Origin of the sequence: Ensifer sp. ENS02 (genome assembly GCF_014851885.1) — a bacterium.
GTDB lineage: Bacteria > Pseudomonadota > Alphaproteobacteria > Rhizobiales > Rhizobiaceae > Ensifer > Ensifer adhaerens.
This window is the reverse complement of the sequence record NZ_JACVAO010000010.1, coordinates 316991-340212: the sequence shown is the minus strand read 5'-3', so window position 1 is coordinate 340212 and position 23222 is coordinate 316991. Positions and strand designations below refer to the sequence as shown.

Here is a 23222-nt window from a genome sequence, read left to right as displayed (position 1 = left end):
TCGACATCCGCTCCGGCGAGCTGATCGCGCTGCTCGGCCCCTCCGGCTCCGGCAAGACGACGCTTCTGCGTCTCGTTGCCGGGCTCGAAAGCCCGACCGAAGGCACGATCTTCTTCGGCGACGAGGACGCCTCGCAAAAGACCGTGCAGGAGCGCAACATCGGCTTCGTCTTCCAGCACTATGCCCTGTTCCGCCACATGACCGTGCTCGACAACGTCGCCTTCGGGCTGAAGGTGCGGCCCTCCAATCGCCGCCCGCCTTCGGCCGAGATCCGCAAGCGCGCCCTCGATCTGCTCGACCTCGTGCAGCTCTCCGGCCTCGACAAGCGCTATCCGGCGCAGCTGTCGGGCGGCCAGCGCCAGCGTGTGGCGCTCGCCCGCGCCATGGCGGTGGAACCGAACGTGCTTCTGCTCGATGAGCCCTTCGGCGCGCTCGACGCGCAGGTCCGGAAAGAACTGCGCAAGTGGCTGCGCGACATTCACGACCGCACCGGCCACACGACGATCTTCGTCACCCATGACCAGGACGAGGCGCTGGAGCTCGCCGACCGCGTCGTCGTCATGAGCAAGGGTGTGATCGAACAGGTCGGCACCCCCGACGAGATCTACGACCATCCGGTCTCGCCCTTCGTCTACGGCTTCATCGGCCAGTCGAACTGCCTCAATGTTACGCTGCAGAACGGCGAGATCTGGTTCGAGGATCGGCCGATCGGGCTGCGCGCCCCGTCCGAGCCCGACGGCCCGGCGAAACTGCACTTCCGCCCGCATGACATCGAGCTGATCGACGGCTGCGGCGGTTGCCTTGCCGGCCTCGTTGCCGCCAGCCGCCGCGTTGCCGGCACCCGCCATCTCGAACTCGACCTTGGCCGCAACCATCCGCATGTCGAGATCGAACTCTCGCCCGAACGCGCCGCTGCCGGCGACCACAGCCGCATCGCCTTCCGACCGACAAAGTGGAAGATCTTCAGGGAAGGTCGACCGGAGATGAAGATCGCTCCGGCCGGAGCCACGGAATCCCAGCGCCAGACGGCCGATGAGGCCGAATCCATGCTCGCCGCTCAGGTCTCCTGGGCGACTCCCTAAGGAAGTTCAAGCGGCCAGACTTCGACCACGCCGTGAGCAACGGCGCAGGGTGTCTGCGAAACCAGGGCGATGGCTTCGTCGAGATCGGCCGCTTCGATCACCGCGAAACCGGCCACCGGCAACGGGGATGACAGGAACGGACCATTCTTGGTTTCGACCCGCGCCGCATCCGCATTGCGCACCTGCACGGGCGCGCCGGCAATCCCCATCAACACGCCATCGGCCTGAAGTCGCGCGTCATGCGCATGCGCCGCATCGCGCACCACCGCCGCCGTGCGATCGTAGCCGGCGCGATCGCCGTATCCGATGGTGATGAATTTCGGCATGAACCTCTTCCTTCAAGTTGCTCGATGAGAAACGCGTCTAGCTCTGACGGGCTAATTGACAGCCCGGCCTTCAGGCCGTTCCGTTGAAGGAACGCGGATGCGCCGGGAAAGTTGCGACGCCGGTGCACCGCGTCAAAAGAGGGAGGATCCGATGCCAACCATCATCGCCCATCACAACATTACCAAAGGCGCCGATCACTGGCTGAAATCGCCGAGACGCAAGGAACTCTTCGGCGCGCTCGGCATCACCAACATCCGGACCTTCGTCGATCCAAAGGACCCGACGCGCGTGGCCGTCATGATGGATGTTCCCGATATCGGCGCCCTCTCGCAGGCGATGCAAAGCCAGGCTGCGGCGGACGCCATGGCCTATGACGGGGTTGTGCCTTCGTCGCTTGTGATCCTGGTTGAATCGTAGCGCGCCTTCGCGCGGCGTGCCTCTGTACCTTGCCATGTAGGGTGAAAGACCGCGCTTCGGCCTCTCGCCATGGCGTCGAGATTGAGCCGCTACAATGCGGTACATATTGCGGCGAAGACCAACACATCCGGGATACCTCGCCTGAACAGATTGCGATCGTTGCCTCACGAACAGAAGAAGGAACGATCGCATGAGCCACCGCATCCTCCCGACCATCGCGCTTGCCTTGGCGACAAGCGTCGTCGCCTTCGCAGCGCAAGCAGCCGAGATCAAGAACATCGTCATCGTTCACGGCGCTTTCGCCGACGGTTCCGGCTGGAGAGAAGCCTCCGAAATCCTCGGGCGCCGCGGCTTCAACGTGACCGTCGTCCAGGAGCCGCTGACGTCGCTCGGCGCGGACATCGAGGCGACGAACCGCATCCTCGATCTGCAGGACGGCCCGACCCTGCTCGTCGGCCACAGCTATGACGGCATGGTCATCACCGAGGCCGGACACCATAGCAAGGTCGAAGGCCTGGTCTATGTGGCCGCCTTTCAGCCCGACAAGGGCGAAAACCTTGCAACGCTCGCCGGATCGAAACCTGCGGCCGCCATGAGCGTGCGCGAAACCCCGGACGGCAAGTATCTCTATCTCGACCCAAAGGCGTTTCCGGCCGACTTCGCCGCCGATTTGCCTGCGGCGGAGGCGGCCTTTGCGGCGAAATCGCAGGTCCTTGCCGCCAAGGAGGTCTTCGCCGCCAAGGTCGGCGACCCCGCCTGGCGCACCAAGAAAAGCTGGTCGATCGTCGCGACCGATGACCGCGCCATCAACCCGGACCTGGAGAGAAGCATGGCCAAGCGCGCCGGCAGCCAGGTGACCGAAATCAAGGCCAGCCACGCTGTCTTTGCTTCGCAACCGGAGAAGGTTGCGGGCATCATCGAGGCCGCAGCCAACGAGGCCGGCAAATAGCCCGAATGCCGTCCTCCGCGACCTGAGTGTGACCTTCGGCACTCAGGTCGCTTCCTTAACGGCAACCGAGATCTGGCGCCAAAGACCTGTAACAATCCTTCGGTAGTTTGCCTCGGATCACGCCTCAGCGCGAAGCGCTTTCGCCATGTCCCGTAAAGTCGCCGCCGAAGCGCGGCTTGACAGCGTGCGGCCAACGGCGGCAAACTTTGCTGATGGGGGTGCGATCACCCCATGAGGCGCCAGCCGAAGCATCGCGTCCATAGAACCGCTCATCCGGAGGACGCGTCATGTCGTCGTATCTCGAAATATCATCGGAAAAACTCGCTCGCCTCATCGGCACGCCGAACTGTCCCGCGCTGATCGACGTTCGCGTCGACGAGGACTTCGACGCCGATCCACGTCTCGTCCCGGGATCCGTCCGGCGCGACTATCGCACTGTGCAGGACTGGACACACGACGTCGACAAAGCGTCGGCGATCGTCATCTGCCAGCAGGGCAAGAAGCTCAGCCACGGCGTTGCCGCCTGGCTGCGCAATGCCGGCATCTCCGCCGATGTGCTCGAAGGCGGGTTCGAGGCGTGGGTCGAAGGCGGCAGCCCCGCCGTGCCGTCTTCGGCTCTACCGGAACGGAACGCCCAAGGGCACACGGTCTGGGTCACCCGGGCGCGGCCGAAGGTCGACCGCATCGCCTGCCCCTGGCTGATCCGGCGCTTCGTCGATCCGCATGCCGTTTTCCTTTACGTAGCGCCGTCGGAAGTGGAGATGGTCGGCGAGCGCTTCCGGGCGACACCGTTCGACATCGACGCGTCCGTGCGCTGGAGCCACCGCGGCGAGCGCTGCACCTTCGACGTCATGGTCGAGGAATTCGGGCTTGCCACGGCCCCGTTGCTGCGGCTCGCCACGATCGTGCGTGCTGCCGATACCGCCCGCCTGGAACTCGCGCCGGAGGCATCGGGCCTGCTTGCCGCCTCGCTCGGGCTCTCGCGCATGTATGCGGACGATCTGGATCAACTGGACGCCGGCATGCTGCTCTACGACGCCTTCTATCGCTGGTGCCGGGATGCTACCAACGAGACCCACAACTGGCCCTCGGCCAAGAAGGACGCCTGAGATGACCGACATCGCAGACAGGGCCGCGCCGGGACCGGCGCGGCAACGGGAAAGCCACGGCATCTCCTTCGGCGAAGCGGTCCGGGTCTGGGCGCGGATTGCGGCGCTGAGCTTCGGCGGGCCGGCTGGACAGATCGCCGTCATGCACCGCATCCTGGTCGATGAAAAGCGCTGGATCGGCGAACACCGTTTCCTGCACGCGCTCAACTACTGCATGCTTCTGCCGGGACCCGAGGCGCAACAGCTTGCCGTCTATATCGGCTGGCTCCTGCATCGCACCGCCGGCGGTCTCGTCGCCGGCATCCTCTTCGTGCTTCCGGGGTTCCTCGCGATCCTGGGCCTGAGCTACATCTACGCCGCCTTCGGCAATGTCACGGTCGTCGAGGGCCTTTTCTTCGGTCTGAAGGCCGCGGTGCTCGCGGTCGTCGTTCAGGCCGTCTTCCGCATCGGCGGGCGAGCGCTGAAGAACAAGGTGATGATCGGCATTGCCGCAGCCGCTTTCATCGCCATCTTCGTTTTCCGGGTCCCCTTCCCGCTCATCATTCTTGCAGCCGGGGTGCTTGGCTACATCGGTGCACGTTCCGGCTCGGATTTCTTTCGCATCGGCGGAGGCCACAAGGCCGGCACGGGTCCGGTACTCAAGGACGAAGACTCCGTGCTCGGCGACGAAATTCCCGCGCATGCGCGCCCGAGCCTCGCCTGGTCGCTGCGGATCTCGGCGATCCTGCTTGCCCTGTGGCTGGTGCCGCTGGCGTTGCTCGTCGCCATTCTCGGCACGGGCAACGTCTTCAGCCAGATTGGCCTCTTCTTCAGCCAGATGGCGGTGGTCACCTTCGGTGGCGCCTATGCCGTACTTGCCTATGTCGCCCAAGAAGCGGTGCAGCACTACGGCTGGTTGAAGCCGGGCGAGATGCTCGACGGGCTCGGCATGGCCGAGACGACACCTGGGCCGCTGATCATGGTCGTCCAGTTCGTCGGCTTCATGGGTGCTTATCGCGATCCCGGCACGCTTTCGCCCATGGCGGCTGCGACCCTCGGAGCGATGCTAACGACCTGGGTCACCTTCGTTCCCTGCTTTCTCTGGATCTTCCTGGGCGCGCCCTTCATCGAGCGGTTGCGCAACAACGTCGCGCTGACCGGCGCCATGTCGGCGATCACCGCCGCCGTCGTCGGGGTCATCCTCAACCTTGCGGTCTGGTTTGGCCTGCACACGCTGTTTGCCGAAGTCGCCCCCTGGACGCTCGGGCCGTTGGCGCTCGATATTCCGGTCCTAGGGTCGCTGGTATTGCCGTCGCTGCTGCTGACGCTCGCGGCCGGCGTGGCGATCTTCCGCTTCAATGTGTCGGTCATAACCACGCTGCTTGCCTGCGCGCTCGCCGGCATGGCCTGGACGCTGGCAACGAACTGAGGGCGGAGCCGGCGCTCAGTCGTCGTAGACAGATTGCGGCAGGTGAAATCCCTCCGGCAATTGCGATCCGTATTGGCGCTCTTCCGGTGGCGGCGGAGGCTCGCGGTGCTTTATTGCGCGAGCCGCAAGCACGGCCTTCAGCTGCACGGGCCGGTAGTGTTCGACAAGGCTCGGAAGTGTCTCTTGCTTGTCCGTCTGTCGCGACATCGCGGGCTCCTTGGAAAGGTCTCTCGCCACCGAGCGACAGTGCCAGTCAACCGACTGTGTTGCAACAGTTGCCGCGCGATCGACGGTCCCGAGGGGGCCATCGCCTCCGCCATACCTGCCGCGAGCGACGCACAAGATATTCGGGTGAACTGTGGCGCCTGCCCTTGCGTCCGTAACCGCTCACCCTACCTCTGCAGCGCTGCCAGATGGCAGGCAACACGCAGCGAGGACACGACTATGCAAGGCACCCTTTCGAAACTCGGCCTGAGACATCCCCTGATCGTTGCGCCGATGGCCGGAGGTCCTTCGTCGCCGGCGCTCGTGGCAGCCTCTTCCGCCGCCGGCGCGCTCGGCTCGATCGGCGCGGCCTATTCGAGCCCGCCGGCGATCGCAGAGTTCGCCCAGGCCGTGCGTGCCCGAACCGATTGTCCCTTCGCCATAAACCTCTTCATCCAGCATCCGCAGCCGAAGATCGACGCGGCGGCGCTCGAGCGCGCCCGGCGCGCGACGGCGGGATACCGCGTCGAACTCGGCCTGCCCACGCCGGAATTTGCAGCGCCCTACGAAGAGGATTTCGACGCGCAGTTCGAGGCGGTGCTGCGGGCAAAGCCTGCGGCGCTGAGCTTCGTCTTTGGCGTTCTGCCCGCCGAGCACATGCGCGCTGCTCGTGACGCAGGAATGCTGATCATCGGCACGGCAACGACGCCCGAGGAAGCCCTGGCACTCGAAGAGAGCGGCGTCGATGCCATCACGCTGCAGGGGTACGAGGCCGGCGGGCATCGGGGTATCTTCGACCCGTCCGCGGAAGACAGCGAAATCGGCCTTGAAGACCTGCTCGCCTGGAGCCTGGGAAAGGTCAAGGTACCGCTCATCGCCGCGGGGGGGATCATGACGGGTTCCGACATCCAAGCCGTTCTCGCAAAAGGCGCCAGCGCCGTGCAGATGGGTACGGCCTTCCTCAAGACCGCCGAAGCTGGGACGTCGGCCCCCTATCGCGCGGCGCTAGAGGGCACGGAGCGGAAGACGCGAACGACGCGGGCCTTTTCCGGCCGGTTTGCGCGCGGCGTCGAAAACCGTTTCATGAACGAGGTGGATGCCGCCGCCGTAATGCCCTTTCCGGCCCAGAACAAGTTCACGCGTGACATCAGAGCGGCGTCCACGGCGAAGGGGTCGCCAGACTTTCTGTCCTTGTGGTCGGGAACCGGCAAGGGCGAGCTTTGGCAGGGCTCCGCGTCCGATTTGATCGCTCGCCTCTTTCCGGCGTAGCTCAGAAGTTACAGCACTCTCCTATGCAGTGCTGTCGGCCCTTTACTTCCGCCGTCTTGCAGACGAATTCTTGCTGATTGACGTCATCTCTTGCGAAAGTCGGCAGAATGGATCGTATCGATGCGATGAAGGTCTTCGTCACGGCGATTGACGAAGGCAGCCTTGCGGGTGCGGCCCGTCGGCTGAAGCGATCGCCAACGGCCGTCAGCCGCGCGCTGAACCTGCTCGAAGCCCATGTCGGTGTCGAACTGCTGCACCGGACGACCCGCTCGCTGAAACTCAGTGAAGCGGGCCAGCGCTATGCAGCAGCCTGCCGGCGGGTGCTGGTCGATCTCGAAGAGGCCGATATGCTCGCAGGCGGCGAGCGCGCGGCTCCGCGCGGCACGGTAACGATCTCTTCGCCGCCGATCCTCGGTGAAGAGATGCTGCGCCCGATCCTCGACGACTTCCTCAATCTCTACCCGGCGGTTTCGGCCAGGTTGCTGCTGCTCGACCGCTTCGTGAACCTTGTCGACGAAGGCGTCGATATCGCGCTGCGCATAGGGCACCTCGCGGATTCTTCGCTGATCTCAACACGCATCGGCGGCGATATCAGGCGCGTCGTCGTCGCTTCCCCACGCTATCTCGCCAGTCATCCCCGCATCGACGAGCCGGCAGACCTCGCCAAGCACCAGATCGTCGCCTTCACCAATTTCGGCCTTGATTCCTGGGCCTTTACGCCGGCCGAAGGTTCGCTGATCCCGCGCACGGTACAGTTCACGCCGCGCTACATCGTCAACAGCGTGCGCGCAGCGGTCGATTCCGCCGTTGCGGGCACCGGCCTTACCCGGCTCTACTCCTACCATGTCGCGCGCCATGTCCACGACGGACAGTTGAAGATCGTGCTGGCCGATGCCGAGCATCCGCCGATGCCGGTTCATCTTCTGGCACCGCAGGGCCGCATGTCGGTTCCCAAAGTTCGCGCCTTCGCGGATTTCGCCTTGCCGCGGCTCAGGACCGAGTTCGCACGCATGGCGATGGAAGCTGGCACGCTTGACTGATTATGCCGAATTTCGGTTGATTGACCGCCTATTATCGTCAATTCTCCCACAGCTCGGATGGGTCTAAATCTGATTGCACCAACGCCGAGGGCGAAGGACGGGCTGCACGAACGCCCGTTGCAATCGAAGAAGGATCACATCTATGAGTAACGAACAGAAGGTCGCCATCATCACCGGTGCATCGCAGGGTATCGGCGCCGCCCTGGTGCAGGCCTACCGCGATCGCAACTACCGTGTCATCGCCACGTCGCGCTCGATTAGGGAGAGCGCGGACGCTGGCATCCTCGCCGTTGCAGGCGATATCGGAAATCCCGAGACCGCCGAGCGCGTCGTGCGCCAGGGCCTCGAACGGTTCGGCCGCATCGACACCCTGGTCAACAATGCCGGCGTCTTCACCGCCAAGCCGTTCACGGACTTCACCCAGGAAGACTACGACCTGAACATGAGCGTCAATGTCGCCGGCTTCTTCCATATTACCCAGCACGCCGCCCGCGAGATGCTGAAGCAGGGCTCCGGCCACATCGTCAGCATCACTACCAGCCTCGTCAACCAGCCGATCGCCGGCGTGCCCGCCGCGCTCGCCTCCATCACCAAGGGCGGCCTGAATTCGGTAACCCAGGCGCTCGCGATCGAATTCGCGACTTCAGGCGTTCGCGTCAACGCGGTTTCGCCCGGCATCATCAAGACGCCGATGCACGCGCCGGAAACGCATGCGGCGCTTTCGACACTTCACCCGGTCGGACGAATGGGCGAGATCCGCGATATCGTCGACGCCGTTCTCTACCTGGAGGGTGCCGGCTTCGTAACGGGCGAGATCCTGCATGTGGACGGCGGCCAGAACGCCGGACGCTGGTAGGCCAGTAACTCTCCAAACAAACGCGGCACCTTTGGGTGCCATCAAGTTCCAGAAAGGAGACGGCAATGCCGATCGTAACAGTTCAGGTGACCCGCGAGGGCACCACGCCGGAGCGTCAAACGGTGACGGCGGAGGAAAAGGCCGAGATCATCAAAGGCGTCAGCCAAGTGCTGCTCGACGTGCTCAACAAGCCGCTGGAATCGACCTATGTGGTCATCGAGGAAGTCGATCTCGACAATTGGGGCTGGGGCGGCCTGCCCACCGCCCAGTATCGCGCGCAGCTTGCTGCAAAAGCTAAAGCCTGACGCGATCAGCCACAGTTCCCACGACCCGCCGCTTGACAGCAAGCGGCGGGTTTCCTTTGTGAAATTGTGTCGAAATGTATCTGCAGGCGCTTGCATTACATTCGCATGCAAGTCTGGATGTTGCGAACACACCGACGACATATCCAGAGCGTCAACCAGACAGAGCAAGTGGCACAGCCCCCTCGCCCAGAAGCGGCGGCACCATGCGAAGACCAAACCGACTTGAGGAGTTTGCTCGATGGAGCATATCGACCATGTGCTGATTGTCGACGACGACCGAGAGATCCGGGAACTCTTGTCGAGCTACCTGAAGAAAAACGGCCTGCGCGCGACCGCGGTCGCCGACGGGCGACAGATGCGCAGCTTCCTCGAAGGCGATACCGTCGATCTGATCGTCCTCGACGTGATGATGCCGGGCGACGACGGGTTGGTGCTCAGCCGCGAGCTGCGCGCCGGCAAGCATAAAGCGATCCCGATCATCATGCTGACCGCCCGCTCGGACGAGATGGATCGCATTCTTGGGCTCGAAATGGGTGCCGACGATTATCTCTCCAAGCCATTCTCCGCGCGTGAACTGCTGGCCCGTATCAAGGCCGTGCTTCGGCGCGCGCGCATGCTGCCGCCCAACCTGCAGATTTCGGAGGCCGGGCAGTTGCTGCGCTTCGGCCGATGGAAGCTCGACACGACGGCGCGGCACCTGATCGATGCTGATGGCACCGTGATCGCGCTGAGCGGAGCGGAGTATCGGCTGCTGAAGGTGTTCATCGACCACCCCCAGCGCGTGCTCAACCGCGACCAGTTGCTCAATCTCACGCAAGGCCGCGAGGCCGATCTCTTCGACCGCTCGATCGACCTGCTCGTCAGCCGGGTCCGCCAGCGACTCGGCGACGACGCCCGCGAGCCGGCCTACATCAAGACGGTGCGCAGCGAAGGCTATGTCTTCTCGGTGCCGATCGAGATCGTGGAGGCGCGCGAATGACCGCGAACGCTGCTGAAAGAGGCTTTCGACTATGGCCGCGCACGCTCAGGGCGCGGCTCTTTGTTATTCTGCTGGCCGGCCTCGCCATCGCACATGTGATGTCGTTCACAGTTCTGTTCTTCGAGCGCTACATGTCAGCCAAGTCTGTCATGTTCAACACGCTCGAAAACGACATAGCGACCTCGATCGCAATCCTCGACCGCCTGCCCGCTAACGAGCGTGCCTCCTGGCTCAATCGCCTCAGCCGCGACAACTACGGCTTCATTCTCGGACCGGGCGTGCCCGGCAACGCGTCGGTCGATCCGGCCACCGCGGAGCTCTCCGCCAACATCCAGCGCGCGACCGGCCCGAAATATCCGGTCACCGTCGAGACGATCCCCGGCGATCGCCGCCACGTGCAGGCGCATCTGACATTGAGCGACGGCTCGCCGCTGACGATCGACGTCTATCCCAAGGGGGTAATGCCGCTCGCCGATTGGCTGCCTTACGTGCTGCTGGCGCAACTCGCGCTTCTGCTTTTCTGCAGCTGGTTTGCCATGCGGCAGGCCGTCCGCCCGCTCGTCAACCTTGCCGCAGCGGCCGACACGCTCGACCCGAACCGCAACACGCCGCGGCTCAGTGAAACCGGCCCGACGGAGGTCGCCTATGCGGCAACCGCGTTCAATGCCATGCGCGACCGCATCGCCCAATATCTCGAAGAGCGTGTCCAGATCCTGGCAGCCATTTCCCACGACCTGCAGACGCCGATCACCCGCATGAAGCTGCGCGCGGAAATGGCCGAGGATTTCGCCGATCGGGAGAAGCTGATCCAAGACCTCGGCCAGATCGAGAGCCTTGTGAAGGAGGGGGTTGCCTATGCCCGCAGCGCCCACGGTAATGTCGAGAAATCGACGCGCGTCGATCTCGCCTCATTTATCGAAAGCCTCGTCTACGATTATCAGGACACCGGCAAGTCCGTCAGCGCCAGCGATATCGATGGCGGCACGATCGCGACCCGGCCGCAGGCGCTCAGGCGCATTCTCACCAACCTCGTCGACAACGCGCTCAAATTCGCAGGCAGCGCCGAGATCGAGGCACGGCGGCTTGCTGACGATACGGTGGTTATCAGCGTGCTCGACCGCGGGCCGGGCATCCCGGATGATCAACTGGGCGCCGTTTTGAAACCCTTCGTCCGGCTGGAGGATTCCCGCAATCGCGAGACCGGCGGGACCGGCCTTGGTCTCGCCATCGCCCAGCAGTTGGCAGTCTCCATCAACGCGTCTCTGACCTTGCGCAATCGTGACGGCGGCGGCCTTTTGGGCGAGCTGGTGATCCGCCCTCAGTAGAGAGGAGTTTCATAGAACGCCGTATAATGCGATATAAAACAATCGAATATTTTATTTTCCTAATGTCACGATTGAGATCAAAAGCTCAAGAAGCCAAGGCTTACCGGGCTCGGCCAGCCCATGGCCGATGCAAAGAGCGGCGACCCTGATGGTCGCCGCTCCGGAGGTGACAAGAGCTAGTGCTGATCAGACGAGATTGATCGTCACGTCAATGTTGCCCCGGGTCGCCTTGGAATAGGGGCAGGTCTGGTGCGCGGCATCGACGAGCCGACGCGCGACGTCGGCGTCGATCCCCGGTAGGCTGACATTCAGCCGTGCCTTCAGGAAGTAGCCGCCGTCGCGGTTCAGCAGATCCACTTCGGCATCAACGGCGACGTCGGCGGGAAGCGCGACCTTCGACTGGCCGGCCGCCAGACCGATCGCGCCGATGAAACACGCGGACCAACCGGCGGCAAAAAGTTGCTCCGGGTTCGTCCCCGGCCCCGAACTGCCGGGCGTGGAAAGCTTGGTGTCCAGGCGTCCGTCGTCGCTGCGGGCAGCGCCGTCGCGGCCGCCGGTCGTGTGGGTCTTGCCGGTGTAGAGTACCTTTTCAGCTGCGCTCATGGTGTTTTCCTTTCGACAGGTTTGCCGTCCGGGCCCGATTGCCCTGCGACTGTCGAGACGCATCTGGCGCCCTCAAGATGTATCGAATGTTTCACCGACGCCCGAAAATGTATGGAAACCCGCCAGGCGCCGGCGCCGATACACGCTGATACGAAGCCCATCCGAAAGTGGTTGTCGCGCATTGCGCCACACCAGCATGACGCGGCGCCGCATCCGGCGGGCCCTGTCTCCAATCACCGCGCACAAAAAAAACGCGGGGCCGGCGAACCGGATCCCCGCGCCTCCACGCAATCTGCGGGAGAAAAACTAGAAACGATCGACGGCGACAATTGCCTCGGCAAAAGCGAGCGGCGCCTCCTGCGGCAGGTTATGGCCGATTCCGCCGGCAATCAGCCGATGCTCGTATCTGCCGGAAAAACGCTTGGCGTAGGTGGCGGGATCGGGATGCGGCGCGCCATTGGCGTCGCCCTCAAGCGTGATGGTCGGGACGGTAATGGTCGGGAACTGCGCCAGCCGCTTTTCGAGGTCGTCGTACTGTGCTTCCCCCTCGGCCAGGCTGAGCCGCCAACGGTAGTTGTGGATCGAGATATCGACATGATCGGGGTTTTCAAGCGCCTCGGCACTCCTGTCGAAAGTGGCGTCGTCGAAGTTCCACTTGGGCGAGGCAAGCTTCCAGATCAGCCGGGCGAATTCCTTTCGGTTCTGCTTGTAGCCCTCATAGCCCCGCTCGGTGGCGAAGTAGAACTGGTACCACCAGGCAAGTTCGCCCTGCGGCGAAAGCGGCTTCCTGTTCACCTCCTGGCTGCCGATGAGATAGCCGCTGACAGAGACCAGCGCCTTGCAGCGCTCGGGCCACAGGGCCGCGATGATGTTGGCGGTTCGCGCACCCCAGTCGCAGCCGCCGATGACCGCCTTCTCGATCTTGAGCGCGTCCATCAGGGCAATGATATCCGTTGCGATCACAGCCTGCTGGCCGTTCCTCGGAGTGTCGGCAGACAGGAACCGGGTCGTGCCATAGCCGCGCAGATAGGGAACGATGACGCGATAGCCGGCATTGGCGAGCACCGGCGCCACGTCCACATAGGTGTGAACGTCATAGGGCCAGCCGTGCAGCAGGATCACGGCAGGAGCATCGCTGGCGCCAAGTTCGGCGTAGCCGACGTTGAGCACGCCCGCATCGATCTGCTTGAGGACGGGGAAGGACTTGTTCGTGCCCGGGGCGACGGCCGGTAGGCGCGGCGCCTCACCGGCTCCCGCTTGCGCTCTGACCGCGCCAGCCGATGCGAACTGCGTTGCCGCCAACGAGAGTGCGATTGCGCCGATGAAACGGCGGCGCGGGTGGTTGATTTCGTCCGACATTGGAAGCCTCCGGTGAACTGAACTGCAGTCAGAAATGATGGGCTGGTGTATCCCGCGCGTGTGCTCTGCCGCCCCAATTGAAAGCGCATGTAGAAAGACACGTCCCGGATACACGGAGATACAATTGATCTCTCGAGGCAGTCTCGCCGTCAGGCAACGCCTTCGCGCGCATTGCGTCGGATCGTCTGGGGCGGCTGCCCGAGCGTGCGCAGGAAGGCCCGGCGCATGCGGTCGCTATCGGCAAAACCGGTCTGCTCGGCAATTACGTCCATCGAGTGACGCCCCTGCTCCATCAGGAGCCGCGCGGCTTCCACCCGCAGATGCTCGACAGCTTTTGCCGGCGACTGGCCGGTCTCCGAACGGAAGGCGCGACTGAACTGGCGCGCACTTAAGCCCGCGGCATCCGCGAGTTCGTCTACCGAGAGGACGTTTCGCAGGTTGGCCTTGGCGTAATTGACCGACTTCTGAATGCGATCCGACTTCGGATCGAGTTCCAGCAGGGCGGAAAACTGCGACTGGCCGCCGGCGCGCCGGTGATAGACGACGAGCTTGCGTGCCACCTGACGGGCGACATCCTCGCCATGGTCCTTCTCGATCATCGCCAGCGCCAGATCGATGCTTGCCGTCATGCCGGCCGAGGTCCACACGCTGCCATCGACGATGAAGATACGATCCTCCTCGACCTTGACCTCGGGAAATCGCTCGCGCAGTTGACGGGCGAACACCCAATGGGTCGTGGCGCGACGACCGTGGAGCAGTCCGGACTCGGCGAGGATGAAGGCGCCTGTGCAAGGGGCTGCCACCCGGCGCGAGACCTCCAAGGCATGGCGCGCGAACGCGGCGAGTCCCGGCGTTACCGGCTCGATCACGGTGCCCGCGCCGAACATGACGGTGTCATAGACCGCATCGTCGAAGGCTTTCGTGAGGACGCCGAAGCCGGCGGACGCCTTGACCTCGCCGCCGACCTCCGACAGCAATTCGATCGCATAGGCTGGTTCGCCAAGCGTCAGGTTGGCGATCTCGAAGGCGGTGACCGCCGCGAACCCCATAAGCTGAAATCCCGGAAAGACGACGTAGCCGATCCTGTGCATCTCACACCACCCCTGTCCGACTCTGTCTGGAATGGCCGCTTATAGCAGATTTACGCCATGGAGGAAACGCGACGGTCATGGCCGGCGCTCATTCGGGAAGCGGCTTGCCCGCATGTTCGGCCACCATGTAGGCCGCATACCAATCCGGCCAGTTATGGTCGTGCTCACCACCGTTGCGCTTTTCGTGGTCGCCATGGGCGGCAGCAGCGCGACGCAGGGCCGCCGCAAGGTCACCGACGGAAGCAAAGTCCGTCACCTCGGTATCCACACGCCCGGGCAGACGTTCGGTCACCTCTTGCAGCAGCCAGCCGTTGCCGTCGGGGTCGCTGAAGGTGGCATAGGAGCGGTAGCTGCGGCGCGCGGGATCGCGTCCGCTGATCGCTGGCTTTCCGGGGCCATCGCGGTGGAAGATGTCGCTGACCTCGGCGCCCCGTTCGACGAGTTCCGCACGCGCGGCTTCGATATCCGAAACGACCAGATAGAGGCCGCTCGCCGAACCGGGCGTAGCCGAGGTCAGCCCGGTGCCGAAGTGGATCGATGCCGGCGAGCCCGGGGGAGTGAACTGCACAACGCGAAACGCATCGCCGACGGGAAAGTCGGCATCGAGCCGCCAACCGAGGCGACCGTAGAAATTTTTGGCGCGATCGACATCCGCGACCGGAATGACGGCGACCTCGAACTTCAGGTCGACCGATGGTCCTCTGTTGTTGCTATCTGCACCTGTCATGACACTTCTCCTTTGTTGCGACGGTGGGGCGCGCTTTCGCACGCCTCTTCCTGTCAGCTCGGTTGACGCAGTGACTTGAATGAAGCCCTCAACTCGTCGACTAGGGCTTGCGGCTGTTCCCAGGCTGCAAAATGCCCGCCCTTGGCGAGACGATTATAATGGATGAGCTTGGGGAATGCCTTCTCCGCCCAGGATTTTGGTGCCTGATAAAGCTCGTCCGGGAAGGCGCTGACGGCCACCGGGATCTGCACGCCCTTCGGCTGGAAGAAGGCAAGCTTGTTTTCCCAATAGAGCCGTGCCGACGACACGGCGGTATTGGTCAGCCAGTAGAGCGTGACATTGTCGAGCACGTCATCGCGCGTCAGCCCTTCCGGCTTGCCATCGAAGACGCGGGCGATCAACTCGTAGCTGCGGGCATCGTGGTCGAGCATCCAGCTCGCAAGCCCGATCGGCGAATCCTCAATCGCATAAAGCGTTTGCGGACGTTTGCTCATCTCCTGCGCATAGGACAGCCCGTTCCGGTAGAAGAAGTCGAGCTGCTCATAGGCGCGGCGCTCGTCGGCCGAAATGTTCGCTGGTGCCGGCTGGCCGGCATCGAGGCTCTTCTGGATCTCGTCAGGCACGGTCGCCGGCATGTTGGTGTGGATCCCGAGCAAGCCCGCCGGCTGCTGCAGCGCCATCTGCTCGGTAACGGCGTCGCCCCAGTCGCCACCCTGCGCGACGTAATGGGAATAGCCGAGACGCTGCATCAGCACTGCCCAGGCGCGCGCGATCCGGACAGGGTCCCAGCCGCGCTCTGTCGGCTTACCGGAGAAGCCGTAGCCGGGAAGCGAGGGGATGACCACGTCGAAAGCATCGGCTTCCGTGCCTCCATGCTCGGTTGGATTGGTCAGGGGATCGATGATCTTCAACTGCTCGATGATCGAGCCCGGCCAGCCGTGGGTGACGATGAGTGGCATCGCGTTCTTATGCTTGGAGCGCACGTGAATGAAGTGGATGTCGACGCCGTCGATGTTGGTCACGAACTGCGGCAGGTCGTTGAGTGTCTTCTCCACGCGGCGCCAATCGTAGTTTGTTGCCCAATAGTCGGCGAGCTTCTGCATGGTGGCAAGCCGCACGCCCTGGGTGCCGTCCGCCACCAGTTCGCGATCCGGCCACTTGGTCGCCGCGATGCGCTGCTTGAGGTCGGCAAGTGCGGCATCACTGGCGTGGAATTGGAAAGGGCGGATGGATTCGTCCGTGGCCGGTTTGGCAGCCGACGTGATTGGGACGTCGCCGCCGGCGGAGACGCCCGCCGCTTGAGCGGCGAGCGGAGGAAGCAGGATCGCGATCGCGCCCGACAATGCCAAGGCGGCCAGTCGGCGGTTTTGGACAATGGGCATGGAACGTCTGAACATCATCATTCTCCTGGTTCGATTGGCGAGGCGAGGAACCGCCTCGAAAGTCCGGGTTGGGAGGTTGCCCGAAGGTGAACGGGCGCTAGCTCCCGATACGGTAGCGAGCGGCCGGCGTTTTCCTGGAAAGGTTCGGCATCAGCTTCTGCCGTGCGGCCTCATAGGCTGCCCAGTCAGCGGCATCCGGCAGCGCTGGGATAGTGATCACTTCGCCCTGGTCGAGGCCGGCAAGTGCCGCGTCCACCATGTCCTCGGCGCGCATGACGATCTCGCTCGGCACGTGTTCGATGGGGGTGCCGGCAATGCCCCAGAAATCGGTGGCGGTCGCACCCGGCAACACGGCCTGGATGCGGATATTCTTCTCGGCAAGTTCCTTTTGCAACGACAGGGTGAAGGCCAGGACGAAGGCCTTGGTGCCGCCATAGACGCCGTTCAGAACTTCCGGCGCCACGCCGACGATTGAGGCGATGTTGATGATCGTGCCAGTGCTGCGCGCCGCAAATCCGGGTGCCACCGCATAGGTCAGCCGCGTCAGCGCGCTGACGTTGAGCGTGATCATCTCGTCCATCTTGTCGACATCGGAGGCAAGCAGCGGCGCCGTCGCGCCGACCCCGGCATTGTTGATCAGCATCGTGATGCTCGCATCGCTTTCGAGGATCTTCTCGACCCGCCTGACATCATCCCTGTTGCCGAGGTCCGCGGCGACGACTTCGATGGCGCGGCCGGTTTCGTCCGCCAGCCGGCGGGCTAGATCGTCGAGGCGTACGCGGTTGCGCGCGACGAGAATGAGATCATATCCGCGATGTGCCAGGCGGTCAGCATAGATCGCGCCGATACCGGACGAAGCACCGGTGATCAGTGCAGTGCCTTTTGAGTTGCTCATTTCAAGCTCCTTTGCTTGGGTTGGAGCCTCGATGGTACGGCCGAAAGATCGCGTCTCAAATGTCGTAATTCCGTCTTTTCAGGACATAACCCGCCTGGGCGGACGCGAACCAAATTTCGCCGTGACCATGCGTGTGCTGTGTATCCGCGATGTGTTCGGAAGCGGCGTCTGTGTATCGCAATGTTTGAACGGCCGCGGACGGCGGCAAACCGATACGAAATGCCCTGGGGTTTCTGCCACTGCGCCTTAGCGTCAGAAAGCGAAACGGGGCCGACATGACGTCGGCCCCGCTATCGTCTGCAAGCAACTCCTTGAAAATACAGGAGGCTCAGAGATTGTAGAGACTGCGCGCGAACACGCCGATGCCCTTTGCGTCGAGCAGGCTGAGCGGGGCACGAAACGTTACCCGCGCCACGCCCGGATGGCGGCCGATCTCGATTGCACCTGCGATCGTTGCCCGGTTCATCACTTCGGGAACGCTGAGACCGAGCAGGTCTGCCGCCCGCTCCAGCCCGTTCGTGGTCGCATCGTTGAGGTTCGCGCCCGTGCCGATGAAGGTGACCGGGGCGTCAGCTTCGACCTCTCGGACACCGTGCTTGCGGGCAAGTGCCGCCACCCGCGTGCGTTCCGCCTCGTCGAGCGGACGTGCAAGGAACGGTACATCATCCAGAACCGGCAGAAGGATCGGCCCGTCGATCTTGAGCCCCTTGATGACATGGACCTCCAGCGTCACCGTGCCGGCGACGTCGCAGGTATGGCCGGCAATTTCGCCGTCGCCCTGCAGGGCATGCATGTCCCCCATATAGATGCCACCACCCGGCACCTTGACCGGGCAGATCAGGATCGCGCCTTCCCGCACGGTATTCACGTCCATGTGGCCGTCAGTCTTATGCTGGACGAGTTCGTCCGCGGTCAGGGAGTAAGCATGTGGTGCGTCGGTCAAAAACTGGCCGAAATCGCCGGCATTGTGCGAGTCCGGCATCGCCTTCGACGGCGTCGTGCCCAATTGGCCGAGGAATGGCCGAAGCCTTGTGGCAACACCGATGAGGTCCGCTGGCGCGAAGGTCAGGATCGGATGCTGGATCGAGCCGTCCGGCAGGGCCAGCAGCCGTTCCGCATCCGTGGCAAAGGTCTCGGCAGTCGCTTTGCCGACGGTCAGCCCCACCTGGCGCTCATCGTCGAAGGCGATCGTGTAGCCGTTGGTGAAGATGAAGGGCGTCGCGTCCGCGCCGCACTTCTCGCAGCGGATCGCAGTCTGGCCGATGCCCTCCACGCGCGTGCGCGGCCATTCCGTGCCGCAGCCCGGGCAAACGGCCGCGCAGAAGGGATCACCGTTGAAGCGACCAGCCACCACCTCGTCGTTGCCCGAGGCCGTCGCCGCGGACGTGACGATCAGCGATCGGATCCGAATGGCAACGGCGTCGCCGATTTCAGCGCCCGCGACCGCCACAGGGCGCGTCACCTCATGTCCGCCGCGGATCTCCGGCGTGATCATCGGCCCCCAACATCCCGGCGCCGTGTTCGCGATGATGACACCGCCATCGGCGACAGGCCCCAGCATCGGCTCGGCGGGGTCGAGTATCCCGTTGGTCAACTCGTTGACAAATACTGTCCGAGCCCCGGTCGTCTGGCGCTCTCTCGTTTTCTCCAGCATGTCACTTTCCTCCAGGTTGATTGGCATCAAAGGTTCGGGCCGCCCGTCTCGGCGGTACTATCGTCAGTCGAAGAACGGATCGGCAAACTCCTCGTGCGGCGCCTCTTGCAGCAATCCTGCTCCCTTCTCAGCAACCGTTGCAGATCCGGAACCGGAGACGAGTGCGGCAAGAAGCGAGGGTTCTCTCGGGTCGCTATCCCAGGCGCATGGTGCCGCCGCGAGCGCGGCGATGGCGAAAACTGTCGCGAAGATACGCATGATGGCTCCTTCCGTTATTGATGTCAGCAGCGGCGTTTCGTCGCCGAAGGCTCGAAACGTGCTCGCGGCCAGAGTGTCTCTTGGGCGTATCGCGGATGTGTGCAGCAGGCCGCGAAACTGTATCCTTTGTAAATGGCGGATCTGGCTCGGTCCTCTGGGACGCCTCACGGCGCCTCATCAGCTAAGAAGCGCTGTCCGCCACAAGCACCGGCTTCTGCCGATAGAGGCCCGGAAACAGACGATGCAGCGCGCCGATCTTCGGTTTCTCGTAGATGACCACATAGGGCTGGCCGGGATTGTTGTAGACGTAATCCTGGTGATACGCCTCGGCCGGGTAAAAGGTCTTCCCGTCCTCGATGGTCGTCGCAATCGGGCGGCTGAAAACGCCGCTCGCATCCAGTTGCGCGATATAGTCGGTGGCAACCTTCGCCTGCTTTTCATCGCGCGGAAAAATCGCCGATCGATATTGCGGTCCGCTATCGGGTCCCTGCCCACCAAGCTGCGTCGGATCATGAGCGACGGAGAAGTAGATCTCGAGCAGCTTGCCGTAGCTCACCTGCTTCGGGTCGAACGTGATCTCCACCGCTTCGGCATGCCCTGTGGCGCCGGTCTCCGTCTCTTCGTAGGTCGCCGTCGCGGCGATGCCGCCCGCGTATCCTGACGTGACGCTCGCGACGCCAGCCACGTGCTGGAACACCGCCTGCACGCCCCAGAAGCAACCGCCGGCAAAGACCGCCGTCTGGCGGCCGGCCGTCGGCGCGATATCGTGGAGCGCCTTCGGCACAGGCCTGGTCTCCTGTGCCGCCGACGGCGGCCCGTTGAAAACGAAGGTCAATCCGCCACCGACCATGGTCGCGGCGACGAGAAGGCGTCGCGTGAAGGCGGACCAGGTGCGCCTGCGCCGTTTTTCATTGTCGCTCATGGCAAACTCTCATCCAAAGGTGAAAACGAAGGCTTCTGCGCCGGGTGCGAGAAAGCGGATCTCGAAGGTCCGCTCCCGGGCTGCTCCGGACTGGCGGACGAGTTGATAAAGGCGGGTCGCCGTAACGGTACCTTTGCCGGCCGCATCGATATCCGCGCCATGGTCCGCGCCCGGCGCCACCCCATCGATGGTTATCTGAAACGGAACCGGCCTGCCGCCGGCGCCAGTGCCGAGCACCAGGTGCAGGTCCCGCGCGCGGAACCGGTAGGTGATGCCGCCGCCGGCCTCGTTGAGGCGCGCCTCTTCGGCGCCGACCGTCCAGTTGCCGGTCAGCCCCCATTCATTGAGCCCCGGTTTGCCGACCGTGTACCGCGCGGACGTATTGGCCGAGACGCCCTCGGGCGAGACGAAGTTTGCGGCTCGCGCATAACCGACATAGGTCTCGCCGGATCCGAGGCGTGCCAGGTCCGGCGAGGCCTCGGCACCCTTTGCCTCCGGCTTGACCAGATCGCCTTCGGCATTCTTCTTGCCGGCGGCTTCCGCCAGCAGGTCCTGGATCACCCGCTCGGATCCTTCATAGTCGCCCTCGCCGAAATGGGTGTAGCGGATCTGCCCCTCGGCATCGATGAAGTAGTGGGCCGGCCAGTAGCTGTTGGAGAAGGCGCGCCAGATGGCGAAGTTGTTGTCGATCGCCACCGGATAGGTGATCTTGAAGTCGCGCACCGCCTTCTCGACGTTGCCGATCTGCTTTTCGAAGGCGAATTCGGGGGCGTGCACGCCAATGACGACCAAACCTTGGTCGCGGTACTTCTCCGCCCAGGCCCGAACGTAAGGGATGGTGCGGATGCAGTTGATGCAGGAATAGGTCCAGAAGTCGACGAGAACGACCTTGCCGCGAAGCTCGGCCGGCGTCAGCGGCTTCGAATTCAGCCACTGAACCGCGCCGTCGAGCGACGGAAATTGCCCTTCCACCGGAAGATCGCTGCGATAGGCCGCCTGTCGCGTATCCTTTGCGGCAAGGGTCATGCGGGTGCTTGCGACGTCCACGGGCGAAGCACCGCTGCGCAGGCGATCGAGGATCGACTGTTCGACGCCCGACGTGCTGGCATAGGAAAGCTGCGCCAAAAGACCGGTGTCGAGGCCCAGCGCGATCGCGCCAACACCGGCGAGCACCGCAACGCCGAGACCCTGGCGGATGCGGTCGCCAAGGCCGAGGAAGCGCTTCATCGCCGCGAATACTCTGGCACCGGCCAGGACGGCGAGCGCCAGCGAGGTCGCAGCACCGGCCGCATAGGCCACAAGCAGCAGCGTGGTCTGCGCATTCGCGCCGTTCAGCGCCGCCCCGGTCAGCACCAGACCGAGCACCGGTCCGGCGCAGGGCGCCCAGAGCAATCCGGTCGCAACGCCAAGGAGGATCGAGCCGCCGATGCTGCCCTTCTCCCCGGTCGCAGCCTTTCTCGACAATCGGTTGCCGAGTTCCACGAGCGGACCGGTCACAAAGGCGGCAGCCCGCGTCGAGAGCAGCGTCACGCCGAAGACTGCGAGCATCGCGATCGCTGCGTAGCGGCCATAGGCGTTCGCCTGCACCGCCCAGTTGCCGCCTAGGGCTGCAAGCGAGGCGATACCCGCAAAGGTCACGATCTTGGCGAGCAGCATCGGAAGAATGCTGGTGGAAAAGGGTTGGCCGGCGCGGGCAAACACGAATGGCAGCACCGGCAGGATGCACGGGCTGACGATCGTCAGCACGCCGGCAAGATAGGCTACAACAAAGAGGATCATCACCGTCTCTCCGCATGGGATCAATGCCCGAGGCACAGATCGCTTGTCACGTGCGGCAGAGGACCATCGCGACGTATCGCGGATGTTTCCGACAGGAGCGGAATTGTATCTCAGTGCATCAGGGTGGCTCCCGATCGTCGCAAATCGCGCAATCAATATATTCCATGAAATATAACGACATGCCATAGTGCGGCCTGACCGATCCCTCTCGCTATCGTGGCCTTCATGTTGAAATCTCTTGCGATAATCTTCTCAGCCGTGCTCGGCCTTGCCTCAGGCGCAGCCGAGGCGCGTACGATCACCGATGCCGCCGGGCGGACGGTTGAGGTTCCCGATACCATCACCCGCGTGCTTGCTGCCGGCCCGCCGGCCTCGGTGCTCACCTATGTTCTGGCACCGGACAAGCTCGCCGGCTGGGTGCGCGAGCCGACGGAGGAGCAAAAAGCATATCTGCTACCGTCGGTCCGCGACCTGCCGACCTATGGCCAACTCACGGGCAAGGGCGGTAGCGCCAATGTCGAGGCGGTGCTTGCCGCCAAGCCGGACATTATTCTCGACGTTGGAACCGTCAACGACACCTACCGCTCGCTGGCCGATAAGGTGCAGGCGCAGACCGGCATTCCCTACGTGCTGATCGATGGACGCTTCGCCGATAGCGGCAAGACGCTGCGCGACGTCGGCGCGCTGCTTGGCGTGGCCGAACGCGCCGAAACGCTCGCAACCTATGCCGACCAGCGGATCAAGGATCTGAACGACAGTCTCGCCATGATACCGGCCGATCAAAGGCCGCGCGTCTATTATGGCCGCGGCCCGGAAGGGCTAGAAACGGGGCTTTCCGGCTCGATCAATGTCGAGATCCTGGAAGCCGTCGGCGCCGAAAACGTCGCGGCGGCAGCCGGCAAGGGCAGCCTGACCCAGGTGTCGCTCGAACAGATTCTCTCCTGGAACCCGGACGTCGTCATCGCAGCAAGCGGAAAGTTCGCAGCCTCGGCAAAGAAGGACCCGCTCTGGGCCGACGTGAAGGCAATCACGACCGGTCGAGTCTTAACCGCGCCGTCCCTGCCTTACGGCTGGTTCGACTCGCCGCCTGCGATCAACCGAGTGATCGGCGTCGTCTGGCTGCAGAACCTGTTTTATCCCGACCGCTTCAAGGGGGACCTGAAGGCTGAGACCCGCGATTTCTACCAGCTGTTCTACCAGGTCGACCTGACGGACGAACAAGTGGCCACGCTCCTGAAGGGGGCGGTGCCGGCTTCGAAATGAACCGGAGGCAGGAAACATC

Annotated in this window: 24 protein-coding genes; 12 read left to right on the top strand and 12 right to left on the bottom strand. The window is 63.7% G+C overall.

Annotation, left to right across the window (positions count from 1 at the left end; translation table 11 throughout):
* Positions 1-1082: sulfate/molybdate ABC transporter ATP-binding protein (locus IB262_RS23060; RefSeq protein WP_246802692.1), on the top strand; the 1082-nt coding region annotated here is incomplete at its 5' end.
* On the opposite strand, the gene IB262_RS23055 is transcribed toward IB262_RS23060, so the two are convergent.
* Complete coding sequence (locus IB262_RS23055) at positions 1079-1408, bottom strand: YciI family protein (protein ID WP_060644362.1); 330 nt, start codon at positions 1406-1408, stop codon at positions 1079-1081. The genes IB262_RS23060 and IB262_RS23055 overlap by 4 nt on opposite strands.
* A 151-nt stretch (positions 1409-1559) precedes the next feature.
* Here IB262_RS23055 and IB262_RS23050 point away from each other — a divergent pair, with 151 nt between their 5' ends.
* From IB262_RS23050 to chrA, 4 genes are all read left to right on the top strand, one after another.
* On the top strand, positions 1560-1826 hold the full coding sequence (locus tag IB262_RS23050; protein WP_060530360.1) for a hypothetical protein: 267 nt from the start codon (positions 1560-1562) through the stop codon (positions 1824-1826).
* 190 nt (positions 1827-2016) lie between these two features.
* A complete protein-coding gene (locus IB262_RS23045; RefSeq protein WP_192493819.1) occupies positions 2017-2775 on the top strand; it encodes an alpha/beta hydrolase in 759 nt (252 codons plus the stop codon).
* Positions 2776-3062: 287 nt separating this feature from the next.
* Entirely contained in the window at positions 3063-3884 is an 822-nt protein-coding gene (locus IB262_RS23040; protein ID WP_192493818.1) for a sulfurtransferase/chromate resistance protein, read from the top strand.
* A 1-nt stretch (position 3885) separates the two neighbouring features.
* Positions 3886-5292: a chromate efflux transporter gene (gene chrA / locus IB262_RS23035; protein ID WP_060644359.1), complete on the top strand. Its 1407-nt coding sequence runs from the start codon at positions 3886-3888 to the stop codon at positions 5290-5292.
* A 15-nt stretch (positions 5293-5307) separates the two neighbouring features.
* On the opposite strand, the gene IB262_RS23030 is transcribed toward chrA, so the two are convergent.
* Positions 5308-5499, bottom strand: coding sequence for a hypothetical protein (locus IB262_RS23030; RefSeq protein WP_156623672.1), 192 nt, complete (start codon positions 5497-5499; stop codon positions 5308-5310).
* Between the two features lie 237 nt (positions 5500-5736).
* On the opposite strand from IB262_RS23030, the gene IB262_RS23025 reads away from it, so the two are divergent.
* The 6 genes from IB262_RS23025 to IB262_RS23000 all read left to right on the top strand — a co-directional run bounded on the left by IB262_RS23025 (position 5737) and on the right by IB262_RS23000 (position 11270).
* Positions 5737-6765, top strand: coding sequence for a nitronate monooxygenase (locus IB262_RS23025; protein WP_060644358.1), 1029 nt, complete (start codon positions 5737-5739; stop codon positions 6763-6765).
* A 107-nt stretch (positions 6766-6872) separates the two neighbouring features.
* Entirely contained in the window at positions 6873-7805 is a 933-nt protein-coding gene (locus IB262_RS23020; protein ID WP_060644357.1) for a LysR family transcriptional regulator, read from the top strand.
* 142 nt (positions 7806-7947) lie between these two features.
* Positions 7948-8661, top strand: a complete 714-nt coding sequence (locus IB262_RS23015; RefSeq protein ID WP_034799680.1) for an SDR family oxidoreductase — start codon at positions 7948-7950, stop codon at positions 8659-8661.
* Positions 8662-8726: 65 nt separating this feature from the next.
* Positions 8727-8966, top strand: a complete 240-nt coding sequence (locus IB262_RS23010) for a 4-oxalocrotonate tautomerase family protein (protein ID WP_034799678.1) — start codon at positions 8727-8729, stop codon at positions 8964-8966.
* A gap of 238 nt (positions 8967-9204) precedes the next feature.
* On the top strand, positions 9205-9945 hold the full coding sequence (locus tag IB262_RS23005) for a response regulator (RefSeq protein WP_090426578.1): 741 nt from the start codon (positions 9205-9207) through the stop codon (positions 9943-9945).
* Positions 9942-11270, top strand: a complete 1329-nt coding sequence (locus tag IB262_RS23000) for a HAMP domain-containing sensor histidine kinase (protein WP_090426575.1) — start codon at positions 9942-9944, stop codon at positions 11268-11270. The genes IB262_RS23005 and IB262_RS23000 overlap by 4 nt, the downstream gene beginning before the upstream one ends.
* A gap of 186 nt (positions 11271-11456) precedes the next feature.
* Here the strand turns inward: IB262_RS23000 and IB262_RS22995 are convergent, their stop codons facing one another.
* The 10 genes from IB262_RS22995 to IB262_RS22950 all read right to left on the bottom strand — a co-directional run bounded on the left by IB262_RS22995 (position 11457) and on the right by IB262_RS22950 (position 21940).
* Positions 11457-11873, bottom strand: coding sequence for an organic hydroperoxide resistance protein (locus IB262_RS22995; protein ID WP_060644355.1), 417 nt, complete (start codon positions 11871-11873; stop codon positions 11457-11459).
* A 306-nt stretch (positions 11874-12179) separates the two neighbouring features.
* Entirely contained in the window at positions 12180-13232 is a 1053-nt protein-coding gene (locus IB262_RS22990; protein WP_192493817.1) for an alpha/beta hydrolase, read from the bottom strand.
* Between the two features lie 149 nt (positions 13233-13381).
* A complete protein-coding gene (locus IB262_RS22985; protein ID WP_192493816.1) occupies positions 13382-14323 on the bottom strand; it encodes a GlxA family transcriptional regulator in 942 nt (313 codons plus the stop codon).
* Between the two features lie 88 nt (positions 14324-14411).
* Positions 14412-15050 (bottom strand): VOC family protein, encoded by a 639-nt coding sequence (locus IB262_RS22980; RefSeq protein ID WP_192493815.1) that lies wholly within the window; start codon positions 15048-15050, stop codon positions 14412-14414.
* A gap of 53 nt (positions 15051-15103) precedes the next feature.
* Positions 15104-16447 (bottom strand): epoxide hydrolase family protein, encoded by a 1344-nt coding sequence (locus tag IB262_RS22975; RefSeq protein WP_246802691.1) that lies wholly within the window; start codon positions 16445-16447, stop codon positions 15104-15106.
* A gap of 82 nt (positions 16448-16529) precedes the next feature.
* On the bottom strand, positions 16530-17327 hold the full coding sequence (locus IB262_RS22970; RefSeq protein WP_192493814.1) for an SDR family oxidoreductase: 798 nt from the start codon (positions 17325-17327) through the stop codon (positions 16530-16532).
* Positions 17328-17655: 328 nt separating this feature from the next.
* Positions 17656-18981, bottom strand: a complete 1326-nt coding sequence (locus IB262_RS22965) for an acetamidase/formamidase family protein (RefSeq protein WP_246802690.1) — start codon at positions 18979-18981, stop codon at positions 17656-17658.
* A 63-nt stretch (positions 18982-19044) separates the two neighbouring features.
* Entirely contained in the window at positions 19045-19239 is a 195-nt protein-coding gene (locus IB262_RS22960) for a hypothetical protein (protein ID WP_060530346.1), read from the bottom strand.
* A 181-nt stretch (positions 19240-19420) separates the two neighbouring features.
* Positions 19421-20161, bottom strand: coding sequence for a peptide-methionine (S)-S-oxide reductase MsrA (msrA, locus tag IB262_RS22955; RefSeq protein ID WP_246802689.1), 741 nt, complete (start codon positions 20159-20161; stop codon positions 19421-19423).
* 9 nt (positions 20162-20170) lie between these two features.
* A complete protein-coding gene (locus IB262_RS22950; RefSeq protein ID WP_192493812.1) occupies positions 20171-21940 on the bottom strand; it encodes a cytochrome c biogenesis protein DipZ in 1770 nt (589 codons plus the stop codon).
* A 225-nt stretch (positions 21941-22165) separates the two neighbouring features.
* Here IB262_RS22950 and IB262_RS22945 point away from each other — a divergent pair, with 225 nt between their 5' ends.
* Positions 22166-23203 carry an iron ABC transporter substrate-binding protein gene (locus IB262_RS22945; protein ID WP_192493811.1) on the top strand — a complete coding sequence of 346 codons (1038 nt, stop codon included), beginning with the start codon at positions 22166-22168 and terminating at the stop codon, positions 23201-23203.
* Positions 23204-23222: the final 19 nt, after the last annotated feature.

Coding starts and splice junctions, on each gene's coding strand:
- IB262_RS23055 (WP_060644362.1), bottom strand. CDS start 1,408: ATGCCGAAATTCATCACCATCGGATACGGCGATCGCGCCGGCTACGAT.
- IB262_RS23050 (WP_060530360.1), top strand. CDS start 1,560: ATGCCAACCATCATCGCCCATCACAACATTACCAAAGGCGCCGATCAC.
- IB262_RS23045 (WP_192493819.1), top strand. CDS start 2,017: ATGAGCCACCGCATCCTCCCGACCATCGCGCTTGCCTTGGCGACAAGC.
- IB262_RS23040 (WP_192493818.1), top strand. CDS start 3,063: ATGTCGTCGTATCTCGAAATATCATCGGAAAAACTCGCTCGCCTCATC.
- chrA (WP_060644359.1), top strand. CDS start 3,886: ATGACCGACATCGCAGACAGGGCCGCGCCGGGACCGGCGCGGCAACGG.
- IB262_RS23030 (WP_156623672.1), bottom strand. CDS start 5,499: ATGTCGCGACAGACGGACAAGCAAGAGACACTTCCGAGCCTTGTCGAA.
- IB262_RS23025 (WP_060644358.1), top strand. CDS start 5,737: ATGCAAGGCACCCTTTCGAAACTCGGCCTGAGACATCCCCTGATCGTT.
- IB262_RS23020 (WP_060644357.1), top strand. CDS start 6,873: ATGGATCGTATCGATGCGATGAAGGTCTTCGTCACGGCGATTGACGAA.
- IB262_RS23015 (WP_034799680.1), top strand. CDS start 7,948: ATGAGTAACGAACAGAAGGTCGCCATCATCACCGGTGCATCGCAGGGT.
- IB262_RS23010 (WP_034799678.1), top strand. CDS start 8,727: ATGCCGATCGTAACAGTTCAGGTGACCCGCGAGGGCACCACGCCGGAG.
- IB262_RS23005 (WP_090426578.1), top strand. CDS start 9,205: ATGGAGCATATCGACCATGTGCTGATTGTCGACGACGACCGAGAGATC.
- IB262_RS23000 (WP_090426575.1), top strand. CDS start 9,942: ATGACCGCGAACGCTGCTGAAAGAGGCTTTCGACTATGGCCGCGCACG.
- IB262_RS22995 (WP_060644355.1), bottom strand. CDS start 11,873: ATGAGCGCAGCTGAAAAGGTACTCTACACCGGCAAGACCCACACGACC.
- IB262_RS22990 (WP_192493817.1), bottom strand. CDS start 13,232: ATGTCGGACGAAATCAACCACCCGCGCCGCCGTTTCATCGGCGCAATC.
- IB262_RS22985 (WP_192493816.1), bottom strand. CDS start 14,323: ATGCACAGGATCGGCTACGTCGTCTTTCCGGGATTTCAGCTTATGGGG.
- IB262_RS22980 (WP_192493815.1), bottom strand. CDS start 15,050: ATGACAGGTGCAGATAGCAACAACAGAGGACCATCGGTCGACCTGAAG.
- IB262_RS22975 (WP_246802691.1), bottom strand. CDS start 16,447: ATGTTCAGACGTTCCATGCCCATTGTCCAAAACCGCCGACTGGCCGCC.
- IB262_RS22970 (WP_192493814.1), bottom strand. CDS start 17,327: ATGAGCAACTCAAAAGGCACTGCACTGATCACCGGTGCTTCGTCCGGT.
- IB262_RS22965 (WP_246802690.1), bottom strand. CDS start 18,981: ATGCTGGAGAAAACGAGAGAGCGCCAGACGACCGGGGCTCGGACAGTA.
- IB262_RS22960 (WP_060530346.1), bottom strand. CDS start 19,239: ATGCGTATCTTCGCGACAGTTTTCGCCATCGCCGCGCTCGCGGCGGCA.
- msrA (WP_246802689.1), bottom strand. CDS start 20,161: ATGAGCGACAATGAAAAACGGCGCAGGCGCACCTGGTCCGCCTTCACG.
- IB262_RS22950 (WP_192493812.1), bottom strand. CDS start 21,940: ATGATCCTCTTTGTTGTAGCCTATCTTGCCGGCGTGCTGACGATCGTC.
- IB262_RS22945 (WP_192493811.1), top strand. CDS start 22,166: ATGTTGAAATCTCTTGCGATAATCTTCTCAGCCGTGCTCGGCCTTGCC.